Genomic DNA, 13,971 nt, shown 5'->3' with positions numbered 1-13,971 from the left:
ATCACACGGGGAGGGCGTTTCAGCGCCGGTAGAACGGCGCGTCGTCGGGGCCGGTGAAGGCCGGGCGGTACCAGCTCGCGGTGCGCAGCGAGCTGCGGATCTCGTCGACGACGCCGAGGACGGAGGCGAAGAGGGCCATCCGGGTGGGGATTCCGTTGTCGGTCTGGCGGAAGATCGCCAGCCGGGGGTCGCTGTTGAGGTCGGTGGCCAGGTCGTTGGAGCCGGACCGGCTGTCGCGCGGCAGCGGGTGCATGATCACCGCGTCGGCGGTGCAGACCCGCTCGACCAGGGCCCGGTCGATCCGGAAGTCGTCGCTGTACGGGACGGGCTTGTCGGCGAAGCGCTCGGTCTGCAGCCGGGTCGCGTAGACGACGTCGGCCTCGCGCAGCGCGATGGCGGGCTTGTCGCTCACCTCGACCTGGTGGCCCCGGGCCGCGGCGAGCTCGAGCAGCTCGGCGGGCATGCCGAGTTCGGCCGGGGAGACGCAGGCGATGGTGAGGCCCTCGTACCGGGTGAGGAGCTTCATCAGGGAGTGCACGGTGCGGCCGTGCAGCAGGTCGCCGACGAGGGCGATCCGGCGGCCGTCCATGCTCTTGCCGAGCCGGTCGAACTCGCGGTGCAGGGTGAACATGTCGAGCAGCGCCTGCGTCGGGTGCTCGCCCGCGCCGTTGCCCGCGTTGACCACGGGGACGTTGGTCGCCCCGGCGAAGTCGTGGATGGACTGCACCTCGGGGTGGCGCATCACCACCAGGTCGCAGTAGCCGCCGACCACCCGGGCGGTGTCGGCGAGCGACTCGCCCTTGGAGATCGAGGTGACGCCGGTGCCGGTGGTGCTGGTGACGGCGCCGCCGAGCCGGAGGAAGGCCGACTCGCAGGAGAGCCGGGTGCGGGTGCTCGCCTCGAAGAAGAGGCTGGCCATCACCGCGCCTTCGAGCACCCGGGTGACCTGCTCGCCACGGGCGACGGGCACCAGGAGGTCCGCCAGTTCGAAGAGCCGCTCCAACTCGTCCCGGTCGAAGAGATCGCTGGAGAGAATGTGCTTTCCGGTCAGTGACATGGCGGCTCTGACTTCCTCTGTAGTGCTCAGCTGTCTGCTCTGCTGTCTGCTCTGCTGTCTGCTCTGCGCCGCCAGTGTACTGGGGTGAAGGCAGCCCGAACATTTGCCGAAATACCCTCCGCCGATCATTCGGCGGGGAATGGCGGCCGTGCTCGGCCCCGGAATTGCCGCCGGGCTATTGAACGGCATTGCCGGATTTTCCTGGCCTTGCCAGGTGGACGCCCGTAGAGTCTCCCCATGGCTACGGAGCACTCCCCCAGCGGCGGCGCGGACCAGCTTCCGGCGAAGATGATCGCAGAGGCCCGCAGGGCGTTCTTCGTGATGTTCGGAGTGCTCTGCGCGATCTGGGTCGTCCAGGTGGTCAACTGGGCCGACGGGTACTCGCTCACCCAGCAGTACGGGATCGTCGCGCAGCAGCCCACCCGGCTGGCCGACGTCCTCTCCGCGCCCTTCCTGCATGTCAACTGGCGTCACCTGGAGGGCAATTCCGGGCCGCTGTTCATCTTCGGCTTCCTGGCGGCCTACCGGGGCGTGAAGCGATTCCTGGGGCTGACGCTGCTGGTGGTGCTGGCCAGCGGCGCGGCGGTCTGGCTCTTCGAGCGTGATCACGTGGTGACGGTCGGCGCGAGCGGGGTGATCTACGGATACTTCGGTTATGTGGTGCTGCGCGGGCTTTTCGACCGGAATCTGATCGACAGCCTGATCGGCGTCGTGATGGGCGCCTCTTTTGCGTACATCCTCACCACCGCCGTGCCGGGCACGCCGGGCGTCAGCTGGCTCGGCCATCTGGGCGGCCTGGTCGGCGGGCTGCTCGGCGCCTGGCTGTTCCGCGACCGCGCCGGCCGCCCGGTCCGCGCCGACCGCAGCCCGAAGCCGGTAACCGCTGCCGCCGCACCGAACGCCGCTGCTCCGAGCGCCGCCGTACCGGCCCAGCCCACCGGGAAGGCCGACGACTCCCGGGCGCAGCTGCTCAAGGAGCTCGACGACCTCGGCCTCTGAGGGCTCTGCTTCCGCCGTCAGGTATAGACCAATACTCGTCCGCCGGGCTAGCGTGGCCTGGCCCGCACCCAGCACCACCTGCCCCGGAGCCGCCCTGTGGAGTCCTCCGTCCTCGCCTTCGCGACCGACCTGATCGACGAGGGGGCCGACACCTTCTTCGGCAACCTCACCGACCGGGCGGGCGTCGGCGGCGTCACGCTGGCCTCGGTCTACCACGAGGCGCGCGACGTCTTCCCGCACAACCCCCGCCGGGTGATCCGGTACCTGGAGCCCGGCGCCGCGTACTTCCGTCCGGACGCCGCCCGTTGGGCCGGGCGGCGGCTCGCACCGACGCCGTCCACCGCGATCGGCGACCGCGACCCGTTCGCCGAGGCGGCCCAGGAGGCGCAGCGGCGCGGGCTCAAGCTGCACGCCTGGACGGTCTTCTGCCACAACGACCGGCTCGGCTTCCAACACCCCGACTGCGCACCCGCCAACGCCTTCGGTGACCGCCAACTGACCGAGCTCTGCCCGGCCAACCCGGAGGTGCGGGAGTACGCGACCACGCTGGTCGCCGAGTTCGCCCGCTACGGCGTGGACGCGATCCGCGCCGAGTCGCTGCACTTCCACGGCCTGCGCCACGGCTACCACCACGAGCGGTACTTCGAGCAGCTCGGGCCCGTCACGGAGGCCCTGCTCGGCCTCTGCTTCTGCGACCACTGCCTGGCCCGCGCGCAGGCCCTGGGCGTCCCCGCCGCCGAGACCCGGCAGGCCGTCCAGGACGAGCTGCGCGCCCGGCTGGCCGACGAGCGGCGGGCCGCCGACCCGACCCCGCTGGACGAGCTGGCGGGCGGCGCCGTCGCCGCGTACATCGACGCCGCGCTCTCGACCGTCACCTCGCTGACGGCCGAGGTCACCGAGGCCGCAGCGCAGTTGGGCATGCGGCTGACCTTCATGGACGGCGGCGGCCCGGGGAAGGGCTGGCTCTCGGGCATCGACCTGTCGGCGATCGGCAAGGCCGCGCACCAGATCGAGACCCTCGGCTACGCGAAGACCCCGGAGGCCGTCCGGGAGAAGGTCGCCGCCTATGCCCTGCACGGCATCCGCCCGGCGGAGATGGCCGTGATCCTGCGCCCGATGACCCAGGACTGCGACGGCCCGGCCAACCTCGCCGCGAAGATCGACACCCTGCGCCAACTCGGTGTCCCCGAGGTCGAGTTCTACAACTACGGCCTGATGCGGCTCTCCTCCCTCGACCGGATCGGCGCCGCACTCCGGTAGCGGCGTGTGACAGCTGTCATTCCCGATTCGTGATGCCCCGCTCTGCCGCCCGTACACCGCGCACGGCAGAGTGGTGGTCAACACACGGACCACGGGGGACAGCATGAACATCTTCAAGAAGAAAACCGCACCGACCGAAGAACTCGACACCACCGGCCTGGTGGCCGCCGACTACAAACTGCCGGTCTGGTTCTTCGGCTTCGAGGGCGTGCTCGCCGGGGCCTTCGACATCATCAAGGCCGTCCACTGGGCCTGGCCCGCGCTGATCGTCCTGCTGGTCGTGAACATCGCCGTCTCGCTGACGATGATGCGCCGTCGGCTCCGGCTCGCCAAGGCGCTGTGGCGCGGCAAGGAGACCCGCAAGATCGTCATCGGCCTGGTCGCCCTCCGCGTGGGCAGCCACTTCGTGATGGCCGCCCTCGGCCTGGGCATCGACACCCCCCTCGGCCACGGCCTCTTCGCCGTGGTGATGGCCGGGGTGACGATCGGTCTGCTCGCCTACACCCAGCACATCGCGCTGCGCAGCCTCGGCCTGGCCGGCACCGCAGCGGCCGCGCCGGTGGCCGCCTGACCGGCTGACCGCCTACGCCGCCCGCCGCCCGCTCAGCGGCGCCGCTTGGAGGTGCCGAAGAGGCTCCGGGTGATCTCCCGGCCCAGCTGCGTGCCGGCCGAGCGGGCGAAGGACTTGAGCGCCGGGCTGTGCAGCAGACTGCCGAGCAGGCCGCCCTCGTCCCGTCCCGGCTCCATCTCTGCCTCGGGCGCCGATTCGCGCGCCGGGGCGGGTGCCGGAGCCTCCGGCGCAGGGGCCGGCGCGGCGGCGGCGTCTCGCGCCGCCAGTTTCTCGTACGCCGACTCGCGGTCGACCGCGTCCCGGTAGCGGGCCGTCAGCGGTGACGCGTCGACCGCCGCCCGCAGGGCCGTCTCCTCGACCGGGCCCATCAGCGACTGCGGCGCCCGCAGCCGGGTGGCGGCGACGGGGGTGGGCGCGCCCTTCTCGGAGAGGACGGTCACCACGGCCTCGCCGGTGCCGAGCTGGGTGAGCACCTCGGTGAGGTCGTACGAGGACTTGGGGAAGGTCGAGACCGTCGCCTTGAGCGCCTTGGCGTCGTCGGGGGTGAAGGCCCGCAGCGCGTGCTGGACGCGGTTGCCGAGCTGCGCGAGCACCTCCCCCGGCACGTCGCGCGGGGTCTGGGTGACGAAGAAGATCCCGATGCCCTTGGAGCGGATCAGCCGGACGGTCTGGGTGATCGCCTCCAGGAACGACTTGGACGCACCCGTGAAGAGCAGGTGCGCCTCGTCGAAGAAGAACACCAGCTTCGGCCGGTCGAGATCGCCGACCTCGGGCAGCTCCTGGTAGAGGTCGGCGAGCAGCCACATCAGGAAGGTCGAGAAGAGTCTCGGCCGGTCCTGCACCGAGGGCAGCTCCAGCACGGAGACGATGCCCCGGCCGTCCGGGGCCTTGCGCAGCAGATCGGCGGTGTCGAGCTCGGGCAGGCCGAAGAAGGCTCCGGCGCCTTCGTTGTCCAGCAGCGTCAGCGAACGCAGGATGACCCCGGCGGTGGCGGCGGAGAGCCCGCCGACCGTCTTGAGCTCCGCCTTCCCCTCGGGCGAGGTGAGGAAGGTGATCACCCCGACCAGGTCCTTGAGGTCGTCGAGCTCCCACCCCTGCCGGTCGGCGTAGTGGAAGACCAGGCCAAGCGAGGCCTCCTGGGTCTCGTTCAGATCCAGCACCTTGGCGAGCAGCAGCGGGCCGAAGCTGGTGACGGTGGCCCGGACGGGGATGCCGACGCCCTGCCCGCCGAGGGCGTAGAACTCGCTGGGGCAGCCGAGGGCCCGCCACTCCTGCCCGACCTCGGCGGCGCGGGCGGTGACCCGCTCGCCCGGCTCGCCGGGGGCGCTGATGCCGGAGACGTCCCCCTTGATGTCGGCGAGGAAGACGGGGACACCCTGGGCCGAGAGCTGTTCGGCGATCAGCTGGAGCGTCTTGGTCTTGCCGGTGCCCGTCGCCCCCGCGACCAGCCCGTGCCGGTTGAGCACGGCGAGCGGGATGCGGACCTGCGACTCGGGGTACGCGGTGGTCCCCTGGATCACCGCCCCGAGATCGAGGGCCGGCCCGGTGAAGGCGTACCCGGCGGCGATCTGCGCGGCAACGGCGGACGGTGACCCGGCGGACGATTCGGCAGGCGACTCAGCAGTCATGGCGGCGGGCTCCCGGGAGGCGGAGAACTGGGGGACTGAAAGGGCATTTCCTATGTAATCGCTACGAATCACCGAACGCAGGCCAGGCCACGCTTGCTGGGCCTGACGGCGCGGTGACGGTAGGCTTTCCGTGTGATCTTCAAGCGCATCGGCAACGCACGGCCGTACCCGGATCACGGCCGGACCAGCACCCGCCAGTGGGCGGACGTCGCGCCACGTCCGGTGCGGCTGGACCAGCTGGTGACCACCAAGGGCCAACTGGATCTGGAGACCCTGCTCGCAGAGGACTCCACCTTCTACGGGGACCTCTTCGCCCACGTGGTGAAGTGGCACGGCGATCTCTACCTGGAGGACGGTCTGCACCGCGCCGTCCGCGCCGCCCTGCAACAACGCCAGGTGCTGCACGCCCGCGTCCTGGAAATGGACTGACTCCCCTTCACAACTTCTCCCCACTCCGGCGGCGGTGCCGGTACATCCTTTCGAGTGCCGCCGTACTCCAGATGATGATCATTTTGTACCTTCGCAGTCGGAGTGGCACTAGTCTTCCGAGTACGGCCGGAGCTGGGGCGTCATGCCCACCCGGCCGTACCCGTCACTGGCCCGTACCCGCACTGGCCGTACCCGTCACCGAGCCTGTCCAGGCACGAGGGGGAGACAGACTGTGAGCATGTTGACTCCCCAGGGGTTGAAGGGGAAGCAGTACCGGATCACCGGTAACTCCTACCCGCGCCTGGGCCGCCCGCCCCGCAAGAGCAAGAAGATCCTGGCCGCGATCGGCTCGCTGCTCGCGCTCGCGCTGATCGCGCTCGGCGGCGTGCAGCTGGTGGACATCTTCAGCGGCAAGGGCAAGCACTCCACCGCCCAGGCCTGCGCGACCACCTCCGCCTCCGGCAAGCCACTCGCCGCGCCGGTCGCGGCCTCCGGCGCAGCGTCCGCCCCGGCGGCCGCCTCCGGTGCGCCCGCAGCCCCGGGCGGCCCCGCTCCCGGGTCGACCAGCACCGCCGTCCCGCAGCCGCCGACGGTCACCGTGAACGTCTACAACGCCACCGCCAAGGCCGGGCTCGCCGCCCGTACGGCGGACGAGCTGAAGAAGCGCGGCTTCGTCATCGGCAAGGTCGGCAACGCACCGGCCGCCCTGGACAAGAAGGTGCCCGGCACCGCACAGGTCGTCAGCGGCCCGGCCGGGCTCGGCGCGGCCAAGCTGCTCGGCTCCCAGGTCGCCACCGCCGTCACCACGGCCGACACCCGCGCCGACGCCACCGTCGACTTCGTGATCGGCGACAGCTACGCGGACCTGCTCGACCCGACCCAGGCCGCGGCGGCGCTCGCGCTGGCGACCAAGCCGTCCCCGGCGGCCTCGCCGGCCCCCGGCAGCTGCTGAAGCGCTCGCACCGGCGTCAACCACGAGGGGCGCGGGGAACTGCGCGAAGCGGAAGACTTGTTGCCTTCCGGATTCGCGCAGTTCCCCGCGCCCCTGTTGTAGCCGGCCAGTTGCCTGAAGCTAGCCGGCGGTGCCGTAGAGGCGGTCGCCCGCGTCGCCGAGGCCCGGCACGATGTAGCCGTTCTCGTTCAGGCGCTCGTCCAGGGCGGCCGTCACGATGGTGACGGGCAGACCGGCCAGCTCACGCTCCATCACGGCCACGCCCTCCGGCGCGGCCAGCAGGACGACGGCGGTGACGTCGGTCGCGCCACGCTCGATCAGCATCCGGATCGCCGCGACGAGCGTGCCGCCGGTCGCGAGCATCGGGTCGAGGACGTAGACCTGACGGCCGGAGAGGTCGTCCGGCATCCGGGTCGCATAGGTGGACGCCTCCAGCGTCTCCTCGTTGCGGACCATGCCCAGGAAGCCGACCTCGGCGGTCGGGAGCAGCCGGGTCATGCCGTCGAGCATGCCGAGCCCGGCGCGCAGGATCGGCACCACGAGCGGGCGGGGGTAGCTGAGCCGGGTGCCGATGGTGACCGCGACGGGGGTGGTGATCTCCACCTGCTCGGTCCGGACGTCCCGGGTGGCCTCGTAGGCGAGGAGAGTGACGAGCTCGTCGGTCAGCCGCCGGAAGGTCGGCGAGTCGGTGCGCTCGTCGCGCAGGGTGGAGAGCTTGTGGGCCACCAGCGGGTGGTCGACGACATGGAGACGCATGTTCCGACCATATCGGGCACGGGCGCATGCACACGACACCGCGACACCCCGGCGGCGAGCCTGCGATATGTCCGAACCGAGACCTTTCCTGTGGTATCAACCCGACTCTTCTGGGAAGGTCGGACCGTATGAAGAGCAACCCGGACGCCGGGGCCGGCTCGACAGAGGCCCCCGAAGAGAACGCGCCCCCGCCCGAGACCGAGGCCCAGCGCCGTCGACGGCGGGCCGTCTTCCTGCGGGAACTCGCCGAAGCCCGCGAGTTGCGCGCCCGGGTGCAGCCACGGCGGACGAAGGAGCGCCGGATGCGCGAGGCCTTGCGGATGCGCACCTTCCGAATCTGACGAGGTGGACCGCCGGGATCTGACGAGCTCCCGGCCGGATCCTCGGTTGTCGACCGGCCATTCCGACACGACCTGCAAAGACGCGGTGCCGAACACCCCCCGCGAGGACCAGCTTTCTGTCACGATGCCGGTGGGACGGTCCGAATGGACGGGCCGCCTCTGGCGCGGGGGCGGCCAGTCCGCGTTCGCCCGAGATCGCCTACAGCCGAGACCAAGCTTGGGAGAGTCCCCGGTGTACTTCGCTGCTGTGCTTGCTCGCACCGACGACGGGTGGGAAGCGAGCGAACCAGAACTCGACAACGTGGAAACCGTGGCCGATCTGGCCGATCTGGCCCGAGATTCCGCCCGGGACGACGACACCGTCCTGGTCCTGATCGAGCAGGAGGACACCTGGTTCGCCATCCTCCGGGTGGACGGCGAGGAGGACCCGAGGATCTTCGTCTCGGACGCCGCCGCAGCCGCCCGCAGCTCCTACGGGTCGATGCTCACGGACGAACTGATCGGTCGTGACGACGACGAGGACTTCGACGACCTCGACGACCTCGTGGCGGACCCGGACGACGAGGACGGCGAGGCCGAGCCCGACGAGGACGACGTCCGCGCCGACAGCGGGCCCGCCGGAGCCGTCGGCCCGCTCGGCGACCCGGAGCTGCTGGCCGACCTCGGGGTGACCGCCCCGGCCCTGCGCGCCCTGGACGGCGACGCGATCACGGTGATCGCCGACGCCCTGGGCTGCACCGAGGTGCTGGAGGCCGTCCGCTAGGGCCTGCCGCACGGCGCGGGGTGGTCGGACCGAGCAGGCCCGGTGGCGGACACTGGAGCCATGCAGACCGCCCCGCTCCCGGCTCCCGTGCGCCCCGACCCCGTACGCGACCCCTGGCGTGACCTGATGCGCCTCGCCATGGCCGAGGCCGCGCTGGCCCCGGCCACCGGCGACGTCCCGGTCGGGGCGCTCGTCCTCGGCCCCGACGGCACGGTGATCGGGCGCGGCCACAACGAGCGGGAGGCCGTCGGCGACCCGACGGCGCACGCCGAGGTGGTGGCCATCCGGCAGGCCGCCGAGCAGGTCGGCGAGTGGCGGTTGAGCGGCTGCACGCTGGTGGTGACGCTGGAGCCGTGCACGATGTGCGCGGGCGCGATCGTGCTCTCCCGGGTCGACCGCGTGGTGTACGGCGCGTACGACGAGAAGGCCGGCGCGGCCGGCTCGCTCTTCGACGTGATGCGGGACCGCCGCCTCAACCACCGCCCCGAGGTGATCTCCGGCGTCCTGGCCGGGGAGTGCTCGGAGCAGCTGCTCGCGTTCTTCGGCACCCAGCGCCTGGATACGGATTTCGTCCCCGGCCGGGCCGTCCGGTAGAGTTCCCCTCGGTAGCGTGTCCGAGCGGCCAAAGGAGCACGCCTCGAAAGCGTGTGTGGGGGCAACTTCACCGTGGGTTCGAATCCCACCGCTACCGCCACTGAGCAGTAAAAACGAAGGGCCCCGACCGGCAACGGTCGGGGCCCTTCGTCGTGGCGGTCTCAGTTTTGGTCTCAGTTGGCCGGATTCGGGCCGACCTCCGGGGCCCCCGGCTCACCCGGTTCGCCGCCGGTGGAGTCCTTGACCACCTCCCAGATGAGACCGCCGATCTGCTTCGCCACGTCCCGCCGGATTCGGGCCGTCACGTGCTGGTACCGCCTGGTCATCGCGGAGCTGGACCACCCCATGATCTCCATCACGATCCGCTCGGGCACACCGAGCAGCAGCAGGATCGTGCCAGCGGTGTGCCGGGCGTCGTGCAGCCGTCCGTCCCGGATTCCCGCCGCCGCGAGCAGCTGCTTCCACCGGTCCCAGTCGGTACGCGGGATCAGCGGCAGGCCGGTCTCCGAAGCGAAGACCCAGCCGCCTTCCACCCACTCCTGCCGGGCGGCCAGCCGCTCCCGCTCCTGCTCCTCCTTGTGGAGCAGGAGCAACTTCACCAGCTGATCCGGCAGGCCGATCAGCCGCTTGCCCGCCCGCGACTTGGTCAGGGCGGCGTCCTCGTTCGTGTGAATCCGCTCCGGGCAGCGGCCGGCGTGCTTCCGACCGCAGGGCTCGGTGCAGCCGTGCGCGTACTTCGGCCGCTGCCGGGCTTGCCGCACCCGGAGTGAGCCCACCTCCAGGTCGACGTCCCGCCACTGGAGACCGAGCGCCTCACCCTGCCGCAGGCCGAGCGCCAGCGCGATGGCCCAGCGCCCGCTGTTGCGGCTCTTGGCCGCCTCCAGCAGCAGGGACTGGACCTCCTCCACCTCGTACGGCTCGACCTCCTCCTCTTCGACCCGGGGCGCGACGGCGAGAGAGGCGACGTTCCGGGTGAGGTGGCCGCGCCGGATGGCCTGGTTGAGCGCCGTCCGGATGGTGCGGTGGGCCTGGTGAGCGGTGGCGGGCTTGCTGCCGTTGGCCTGCATCTTCACGTACAGGCGCTCCAGGTGCTCCGGCTCCAGCTTCTCCAGCCGGTGAGCACCGAGCCCGGGGATCAGGTGAACGTTCACAGCCACCCGATAGCCGGAGAGGGTGTTCGGCCGGACGTGCAGGGCCGCGATGTTCTCGACCCAGTGCGTGAGCCAGGACGCGACGGTCCAGGACTTCCCAGCCTTCCGCACGTTCCCCCCGTCGCGCTGCCGCTCCAGGTCCCGGACCTTCTTCGTCACCTCCGCCCGGGTCTTCCCCCGGACGTGGCGACGGTCCGGGGAGCCGTCGTCCTTCACGCCGACGGTCACGCGGCCGTGCCACTTGCCGTCCTTGTCCTGGTAAATGCTGGAACCGCCGTTGGGCTGACGGGTTGCCAAGGGTGCTGTCTCCTCAGGATGCGATGTGGTGGTTGGCGACGCTGTTCATCAGGCGGCGCAGGTACTCGGCCAGGACTTCGGCAGGAACTCGGCGGAGTCGGCCGATGGGGACGGTGGGGATCTCGCCGTCCCGGATGAGGGCGTACATGGTGGTGCGGCCGATGCTGAGGCGGCGGGCGGCCTCTTCGACCGTGAGGGCGACCAGGGTGAGGTCTTGGTCCGGCACGGCCGGCGCGGTGCCGCTGGCCTCGGGCACGGTCAGGGCTGCGGGCGTGGCGGTGGTCATGCTCGGTCCTTCCGTGGTGCTGTGGGCGGCCTTGGGGCGTGACAGAACCTCCAGAACTGACAGAACTCCCTGTCGGGGCTGTGAACTGGGGGTTTGTGGCCGGGATGGGGTGTGACAGAACCGGTCCAAAACTCCGACAGAACCCCCGGCCAGACGGGCGGCCCGGGGCGGGAGGGGGTTGTGTCAGAGTTTTGGACCCGTTCTGTCACGCGGGTCGTGCGGGCGTTTGCGCTGGTCAGAGCGGGTGATCTGGGGTTGTGTCAGTTCTGGAGGTTCTGTCGCGGGCTGGAAGTGAGGGTGGGGTGGGTCTGGTAGCGCGGGGAGGGCGGCCGGCCGCCGCGTCCGGTGCGGGCCGGGGGCGCTTCCTGCCTGATCCAGCCGTGCTCTTCCAGCAGGGTCAGGGCGGGGTCAAGGTCAGCGACGGCCGGGAACTCACCCCGGGACAGGGCCCGGAACAGCTCCCGCTTGCTGATCACCAGCGCGTCGGCGGTCTCCAGGTGCGCGAGGACGGCGCGGGCCTTGCCAAGCGCGGGGTCGTTGCCCATGGCGTCGAACACCGCAAGGGCGTGGGCGGTGTAGTAGTCACCGATCCCGCAGGCCGCCGTCATCGTCTCGGCGACGATCGGGCGGGTGTACCCGTCGTCCGGGTGGGCGGCGAGGTGGAGTAGTCCGGCGACGCGGGCGATCGCGCCGTCCAACTTGCTGGCCCAGGTGTCGATGTGGGCGAGCGGCCCGCTCGGCCGCATCTGCACCTCGGTGGCGTTCTGGTGCTCCAGCAGCACCGCGTCGGCCTCGGGCGTGAGGGTGAGGACGGCCGGGTCGGTCCACCCGGCCAGGGCCAGGGTGAGCGTGCCCAGCGTCTTGGCGTAGGTGTCGGCCACCGCCTCGGGGATCAACTCCGGGGTGAGGTTGCGGAAGCCGACCATGCTGCGGGGCATCGCGTAGAGGAAGCGGGCGAGCAGCCCACGCCCTTCGAAGCCCTTGGCCTTGGCGATGTCCCGGAACACGGACGGCTGGACGGCGATCCCCATGGTCAGCGCGGGGGCTTCGAGGAACTGAGCGTCCCGGGCCTGCCGGTTGACCCGCAGCATGTCCCCCGCGTGGCCCTTGAGGAACACCTCCAGGTTGGGGGTGCCGGAGTAGCGGCCCGCGATGATGTCGAAGATCCCGCCCTCAGCGGACAGAACGGCCATCCGGCCGCCCTGGTCGGCGAGCAGGGTGGCCAGGTTCTCGGGGGTGACGTCGTCCGCGACCAGCTGCGGCCGGGCCGGGACGCTGGTCTCCTCGGCGGCCTCGGCCAGCTCGATCGCCTCCCGGGTGAGCTGGGCACGTTGTTCGGGCTCGGCGTTCGCCGCCCGCGCGGCGGCCTTCTCGGCAGCGGAGCGGGAGAGCTTGGCAGTGGTCTCCGCCTCGGCCCGCACCGTGCTGCTCTGCTCGATCAGGACCTTCTCCACTGCGAGCAGGGGGCGAGTCAGCTCCGCGACGACGGCGCTCTTGCGGTTGCCCGGGGGCAGGGCGGTGACGGTGAACAGGTTCACCGGCTCGCGCCAACGGCCCCGGACGGAGACGACGGCGCGGCCTCCACAGGCTGTGGACAGCACCGCGAGGCCGATGGAGCCGCCGAGGTCGGCGGGGGTCTGGGTCTCCTCGGCGACGGCCGCGACCATCTCCCCTACCCAGGCGGGCAGGGCGTCGACGGGGAAGGGCGGCAGGGCGATGGCCTGGCCGAGCGGGATCGGGGTGTCCCACACGTCCGTGTGCTCGGGCGGCGGCTCCAGGGCGGCCCAGTCGTCGGCGAACAGGCTGGTGACGTTGCCGTACGCGTCGTCAGGTGCGGGAGTGGGAGGAGTCAAGGGTGGTCCCCTTTCGTACAGAGAGCTGCGGCGATGCGGGGGCGGATAAGCGCTTTTCCGCCCCCGCCTCGGGGAGGGCGAGCGGAGTCGGTCAGGTGGCGCGACCGGTGGTGGCGCGGGCCAGGCCGGAGCGGATCGTGCGTTCGCAGGTGCGCCAGTCGAGGCCACAGGCGAGCCCGGCTTGCAGGAGCTCGGTCTCGGCGTCGGTGGCGGGCAGCGCGCCCGTGCGGACCAGGCGGCCGAGCGCGGCGGAGGACGCCCAGAGCCGGTTCTTGCGGCCGGGTTTGTGCTGCTCCCGCACCTTCGCCGTCTCGCCGTCCAGAGCGGCCCGGACGTAGGCGTCCAGGACCCGCACCTCACCGCTCGGGCCGGAGCCAGGGCTTGACGGGCTGGTCGCCGGAGCCGGGGACGGGGTGAGCAGGGCCAGCAGCAGTTCGGGCAGGGGTGCGATGTGCTGGGGGTCGGTGCGCGGGGTGAAGCGGTAGGCCCCGGCGGCGGTGCGGGAGCCGGGGCCTACCAGCACTCCGGCGCTGCCGCGCACGTCGATACCGGGGGCGAGTTCCCCCGAGGAGTTCTTGACCACCGCCTCGGCTGGGGCGGTGAACCAGAGGTGCCAGCCGCCGGAGGGGGTCGCGACGACGGTGGTGTGCGGGATGGTGAACCCATGCTCGGCGGCGAGGGCCCGGAAGTTGGCGGGCCCGTCGATGCCGTGCTTGACGTCGAGGTCGATGCCGACAAGGTGGTGCGGGGCACGTCCGCAGGCGATGCCGTATCCGGTGGCCCAGGGGGCGGCGTCGAACATGGCCTGCAGCACGGCGGGGCCGGTAGTGGCGTCGTGGACGCCGTGCCCGTACTGGCTACAGGTGCCCTTGCAGGTGCGGTCGTCGGGGTGGGGGCTGGGGATCGCGGGCTTCTTGGTCCGGGTGGTCGGGAAGACGGCGTGGCCGAGCTTGGCCGCGACGTGCGCGGCGCCCAGGGCCAGATGCCAGTCACCCACGGGTGGCTCCGTGCTGCTCGATCGCGTCGGCCAGCTT

The 13,971-nt window shown here is 71.4% G+C and carries 15 protein-coding genes and 1 tRNA gene; 9 read left to right on the top strand and 7 right to left on the bottom strand.

The window, feature by feature from the left end:
* Positions 1-19: 19 nt before the first annotated feature.
* Positions 20-1,057, bottom strand: coding sequence for an aspartate carbamoyltransferase (pyrB, locus tag ACR68M_RS17730; RefSeq protein ID WP_441251489.1), 1,038 nt, complete (start codon positions 1,055-1,057; stop codon positions 20-22).
* A 237-nt stretch (positions 1,058-1,294) separates the two neighbouring features.
* Between pyrB and ACR68M_RS17725 the strand changes: the two genes are divergently transcribed.
* From ACR68M_RS17725 to ACR68M_RS17715, 3 genes are all read left to right on the top strand, one after another.
* Positions 1,295-2,056, top strand: coding sequence for a rhomboid family intramembrane serine protease (locus ACR68M_RS17725; RefSeq protein WP_441251488.1), 762 nt, complete (start codon positions 1,295-1,297; stop codon positions 2,054-2,056).
* Between the two features lie 96 nt (positions 2,057-2,152).
* Positions 2,153-3,316, top strand: a complete 1,164-nt coding sequence (locus ACR68M_RS17720; protein ID WP_441251487.1) for a hypothetical protein — start codon at positions 2,153-2,155, stop codon at positions 3,314-3,316.
* A 103-nt stretch (positions 3,317-3,419) separates the two neighbouring features.
* Entirely contained in the window at positions 3,420-3,887 is a 468-nt protein-coding gene (locus tag ACR68M_RS17715; RefSeq protein ID WP_441251486.1) for a hypothetical protein, read from the top strand.
* A 32-nt stretch (positions 3,888-3,919) separates the two neighbouring features.
* Here ACR68M_RS17715 and ACR68M_RS17710 read toward each other — a convergent pair whose 3' ends face one another.
* A complete protein-coding gene (locus tag ACR68M_RS17710; protein WP_441251485.1) occupies positions 3,920-5,515 on the bottom strand; it encodes a helicase HerA-like domain-containing protein in 1,596 nt (531 codons plus the stop codon).
* A 132-nt stretch (positions 5,516-5,647) separates the two neighbouring features.
* Between ACR68M_RS17710 and ACR68M_RS17705 the strand changes: the two genes are divergently transcribed.
* Both ACR68M_RS17705 and ACR68M_RS17700 read left to right on the top strand, forming a co-directional pair.
* Positions 5,648-5,944 carry a type II toxin-antitoxin system VapB family antitoxin gene (locus ACR68M_RS17705; protein WP_350529411.1) on the top strand — a complete coding sequence of 99 codons (297 nt, stop codon included), beginning with the start codon at positions 5,648-5,650 and terminating at the stop codon, positions 5,942-5,944.
* A gap of 238 nt (positions 5,945-6,182) precedes the next feature.
* Positions 6,183-6,896 (top strand): LytR C-terminal domain-containing protein, encoded by a 714-nt coding sequence (locus tag ACR68M_RS17700; protein ID WP_441251484.1) that lies wholly within the window; start codon positions 6,183-6,185, stop codon positions 6,894-6,896.
* 120 nt (positions 6,897-7,016) lie between these two features.
* On the opposite strand, the gene upp is transcribed toward ACR68M_RS17700, so the two are convergent.
* Entirely contained in the window at positions 7,017-7,652 is a 636-nt protein-coding gene (gene upp, locus ACR68M_RS17695; protein WP_441251483.1) for a uracil phosphoribosyltransferase, read from the bottom strand.
* A 128-nt stretch (positions 7,653-7,780) separates the two neighbouring features.
* Between upp and ACR68M_RS17690 the strand changes: the two genes are divergently transcribed.
* From ACR68M_RS17690 to ACR68M_RS17675, 4 genes are all read left to right on the top strand, one after another.
* Positions 7,781-7,993, top strand: coding sequence for a hypothetical protein (locus ACR68M_RS17690; RefSeq protein ID WP_441251482.1), 213 nt, complete (start codon positions 7,781-7,783; stop codon positions 7,991-7,993).
* A gap of 232 nt (positions 7,994-8,225) precedes the next feature.
* Positions 8,226-8,756 carry a tRNA adenosine deaminase-associated protein gene (locus ACR68M_RS17685; RefSeq protein ID WP_441251481.1) on the top strand — a complete coding sequence of 177 codons (531 nt, stop codon included), beginning with the start codon at positions 8,226-8,228 and terminating at the stop codon, positions 8,754-8,756.
* A gap of 60 nt (positions 8,757-8,816) precedes the next feature.
* Positions 8,817-9,350 (top strand): tRNA adenosine(34) deaminase TadA, encoded by a 534-nt coding sequence (gene tadA / locus ACR68M_RS17680; RefSeq protein ID WP_441251480.1) that lies wholly within the window; start codon positions 8,817-8,819, stop codon positions 9,348-9,350.
* A 10-nt stretch (positions 9,351-9,360) separates the two neighbouring features.
* Positions 9,361-9,450: transfer RNA gene (locus ACR68M_RS17675), tRNA-Ser, on the top strand.
* 73 nt (positions 9,451-9,523) lie between these two features.
* Here the strand turns inward: ACR68M_RS17675 and ACR68M_RS17670 are convergent.
* From ACR68M_RS17670 to ACR68M_RS17655, 4 genes are all read right to left on the bottom strand, one after another.
* Entirely contained in the window at positions 9,524-10,798 is a 1,275-nt protein-coding gene (locus ACR68M_RS17670) for a tyrosine-type recombinase/integrase (protein ID WP_441251479.1), read from the bottom strand.
* 13 nt (positions 10,799-10,811) lie between these two features.
* Positions 10,812-11,084: a helix-turn-helix domain-containing protein gene (locus ACR68M_RS17665; RefSeq protein ID WP_441251478.1), complete on the bottom strand. Its 273-nt coding sequence runs from the start codon at positions 11,082-11,084 to the stop codon at positions 10,812-10,814.
* Between the two features lie 260 nt (positions 11,085-11,344).
* Positions 11,345-12,937: a YfjI family protein gene (locus ACR68M_RS17660; protein WP_441251477.1), complete on the bottom strand. Its 1,593-nt coding sequence runs from the start codon at positions 12,935-12,937 to the stop codon at positions 11,345-11,347.
* Between the two features lie 91 nt (positions 12,938-13,028).
* Positions 13,029-13,934 carry a bifunctional DNA primase/polymerase gene (locus tag ACR68M_RS17655; protein WP_441251476.1) on the bottom strand — a complete coding sequence of 302 codons (906 nt, stop codon included), beginning with the start codon at positions 13,932-13,934 and terminating at the stop codon, positions 13,029-13,031.
* Positions 13,935-13,971 lie beyond the last annotated feature (37 nt).

It is taken from the genome of Kitasatospora sp. McL0602 (assembly GCF_052076145.1).
In the GTDB taxonomy this organism is placed as follows: Bacteria; Actinomycetota; Actinomycetes; order Streptomycetales; family Streptomycetaceae; genus Kitasatospora.
This window is presented reverse-complemented; position numbering and strand designations above follow the sequence as displayed.

What these genes read in the sequence shown, in the direction of transcription:
- ACR68M_RS17725 (WP_441251488.1), top strand. Translation starts at nt 1,295, where the DNA reads ATGGCTACGGAGCACTCCCCCAGCGGCGGCGCGGACCAGCTTCCGGCG.
- ACR68M_RS17665 (WP_441251478.1), bottom strand. Translation starts at nt 11,084, where the DNA reads ATGACCACCGCCACGCCCGCAGCCCTGACCGTGCCCGAGGCCAGCGGC.
- pyrB (WP_441251489.1), bottom strand. Translation starts at nt 1,057, where the DNA reads ATGTCACTGACCGGAAAGCACATTCTCTCCAGCGATCTCTTCGACCGG.
- ACR68M_RS17710 (WP_441251485.1), bottom strand. Translation starts at nt 5,515, where the DNA reads ATGACTGCTGAGTCGCCTGCCGAATCGTCCGCCGGGTCACCGTCCGCC.
- ACR68M_RS17690 (WP_441251482.1), top strand. Translation starts at nt 7,781, where the DNA reads ATGAAGAGCAACCCGGACGCCGGGGCCGGCTCGACAGAGGCCCCCGAA.
- upp (WP_441251483.1), bottom strand. Translation starts at nt 7,652, where the DNA reads ATGCGTCTCCATGTCGTCGACCACCCGCTGGTGGCCCACAAGCTCTCC.
- ACR68M_RS17700 (WP_441251484.1), top strand. Translation starts at nt 6,183, where the DNA reads ATGTTGACTCCCCAGGGGTTGAAGGGGAAGCAGTACCGGATCACCGGT.
- ACR68M_RS17715 (WP_441251486.1), top strand. Translation starts at nt 3,420, where the DNA reads ATGAACATCTTCAAGAAGAAAACCGCACCGACCGAAGAACTCGACACC.
- tadA (WP_441251480.1), top strand. Translation starts at nt 8,817, where the DNA reads ATGCAGACCGCCCCGCTCCCGGCTCCCGTGCGCCCCGACCCCGTACGC.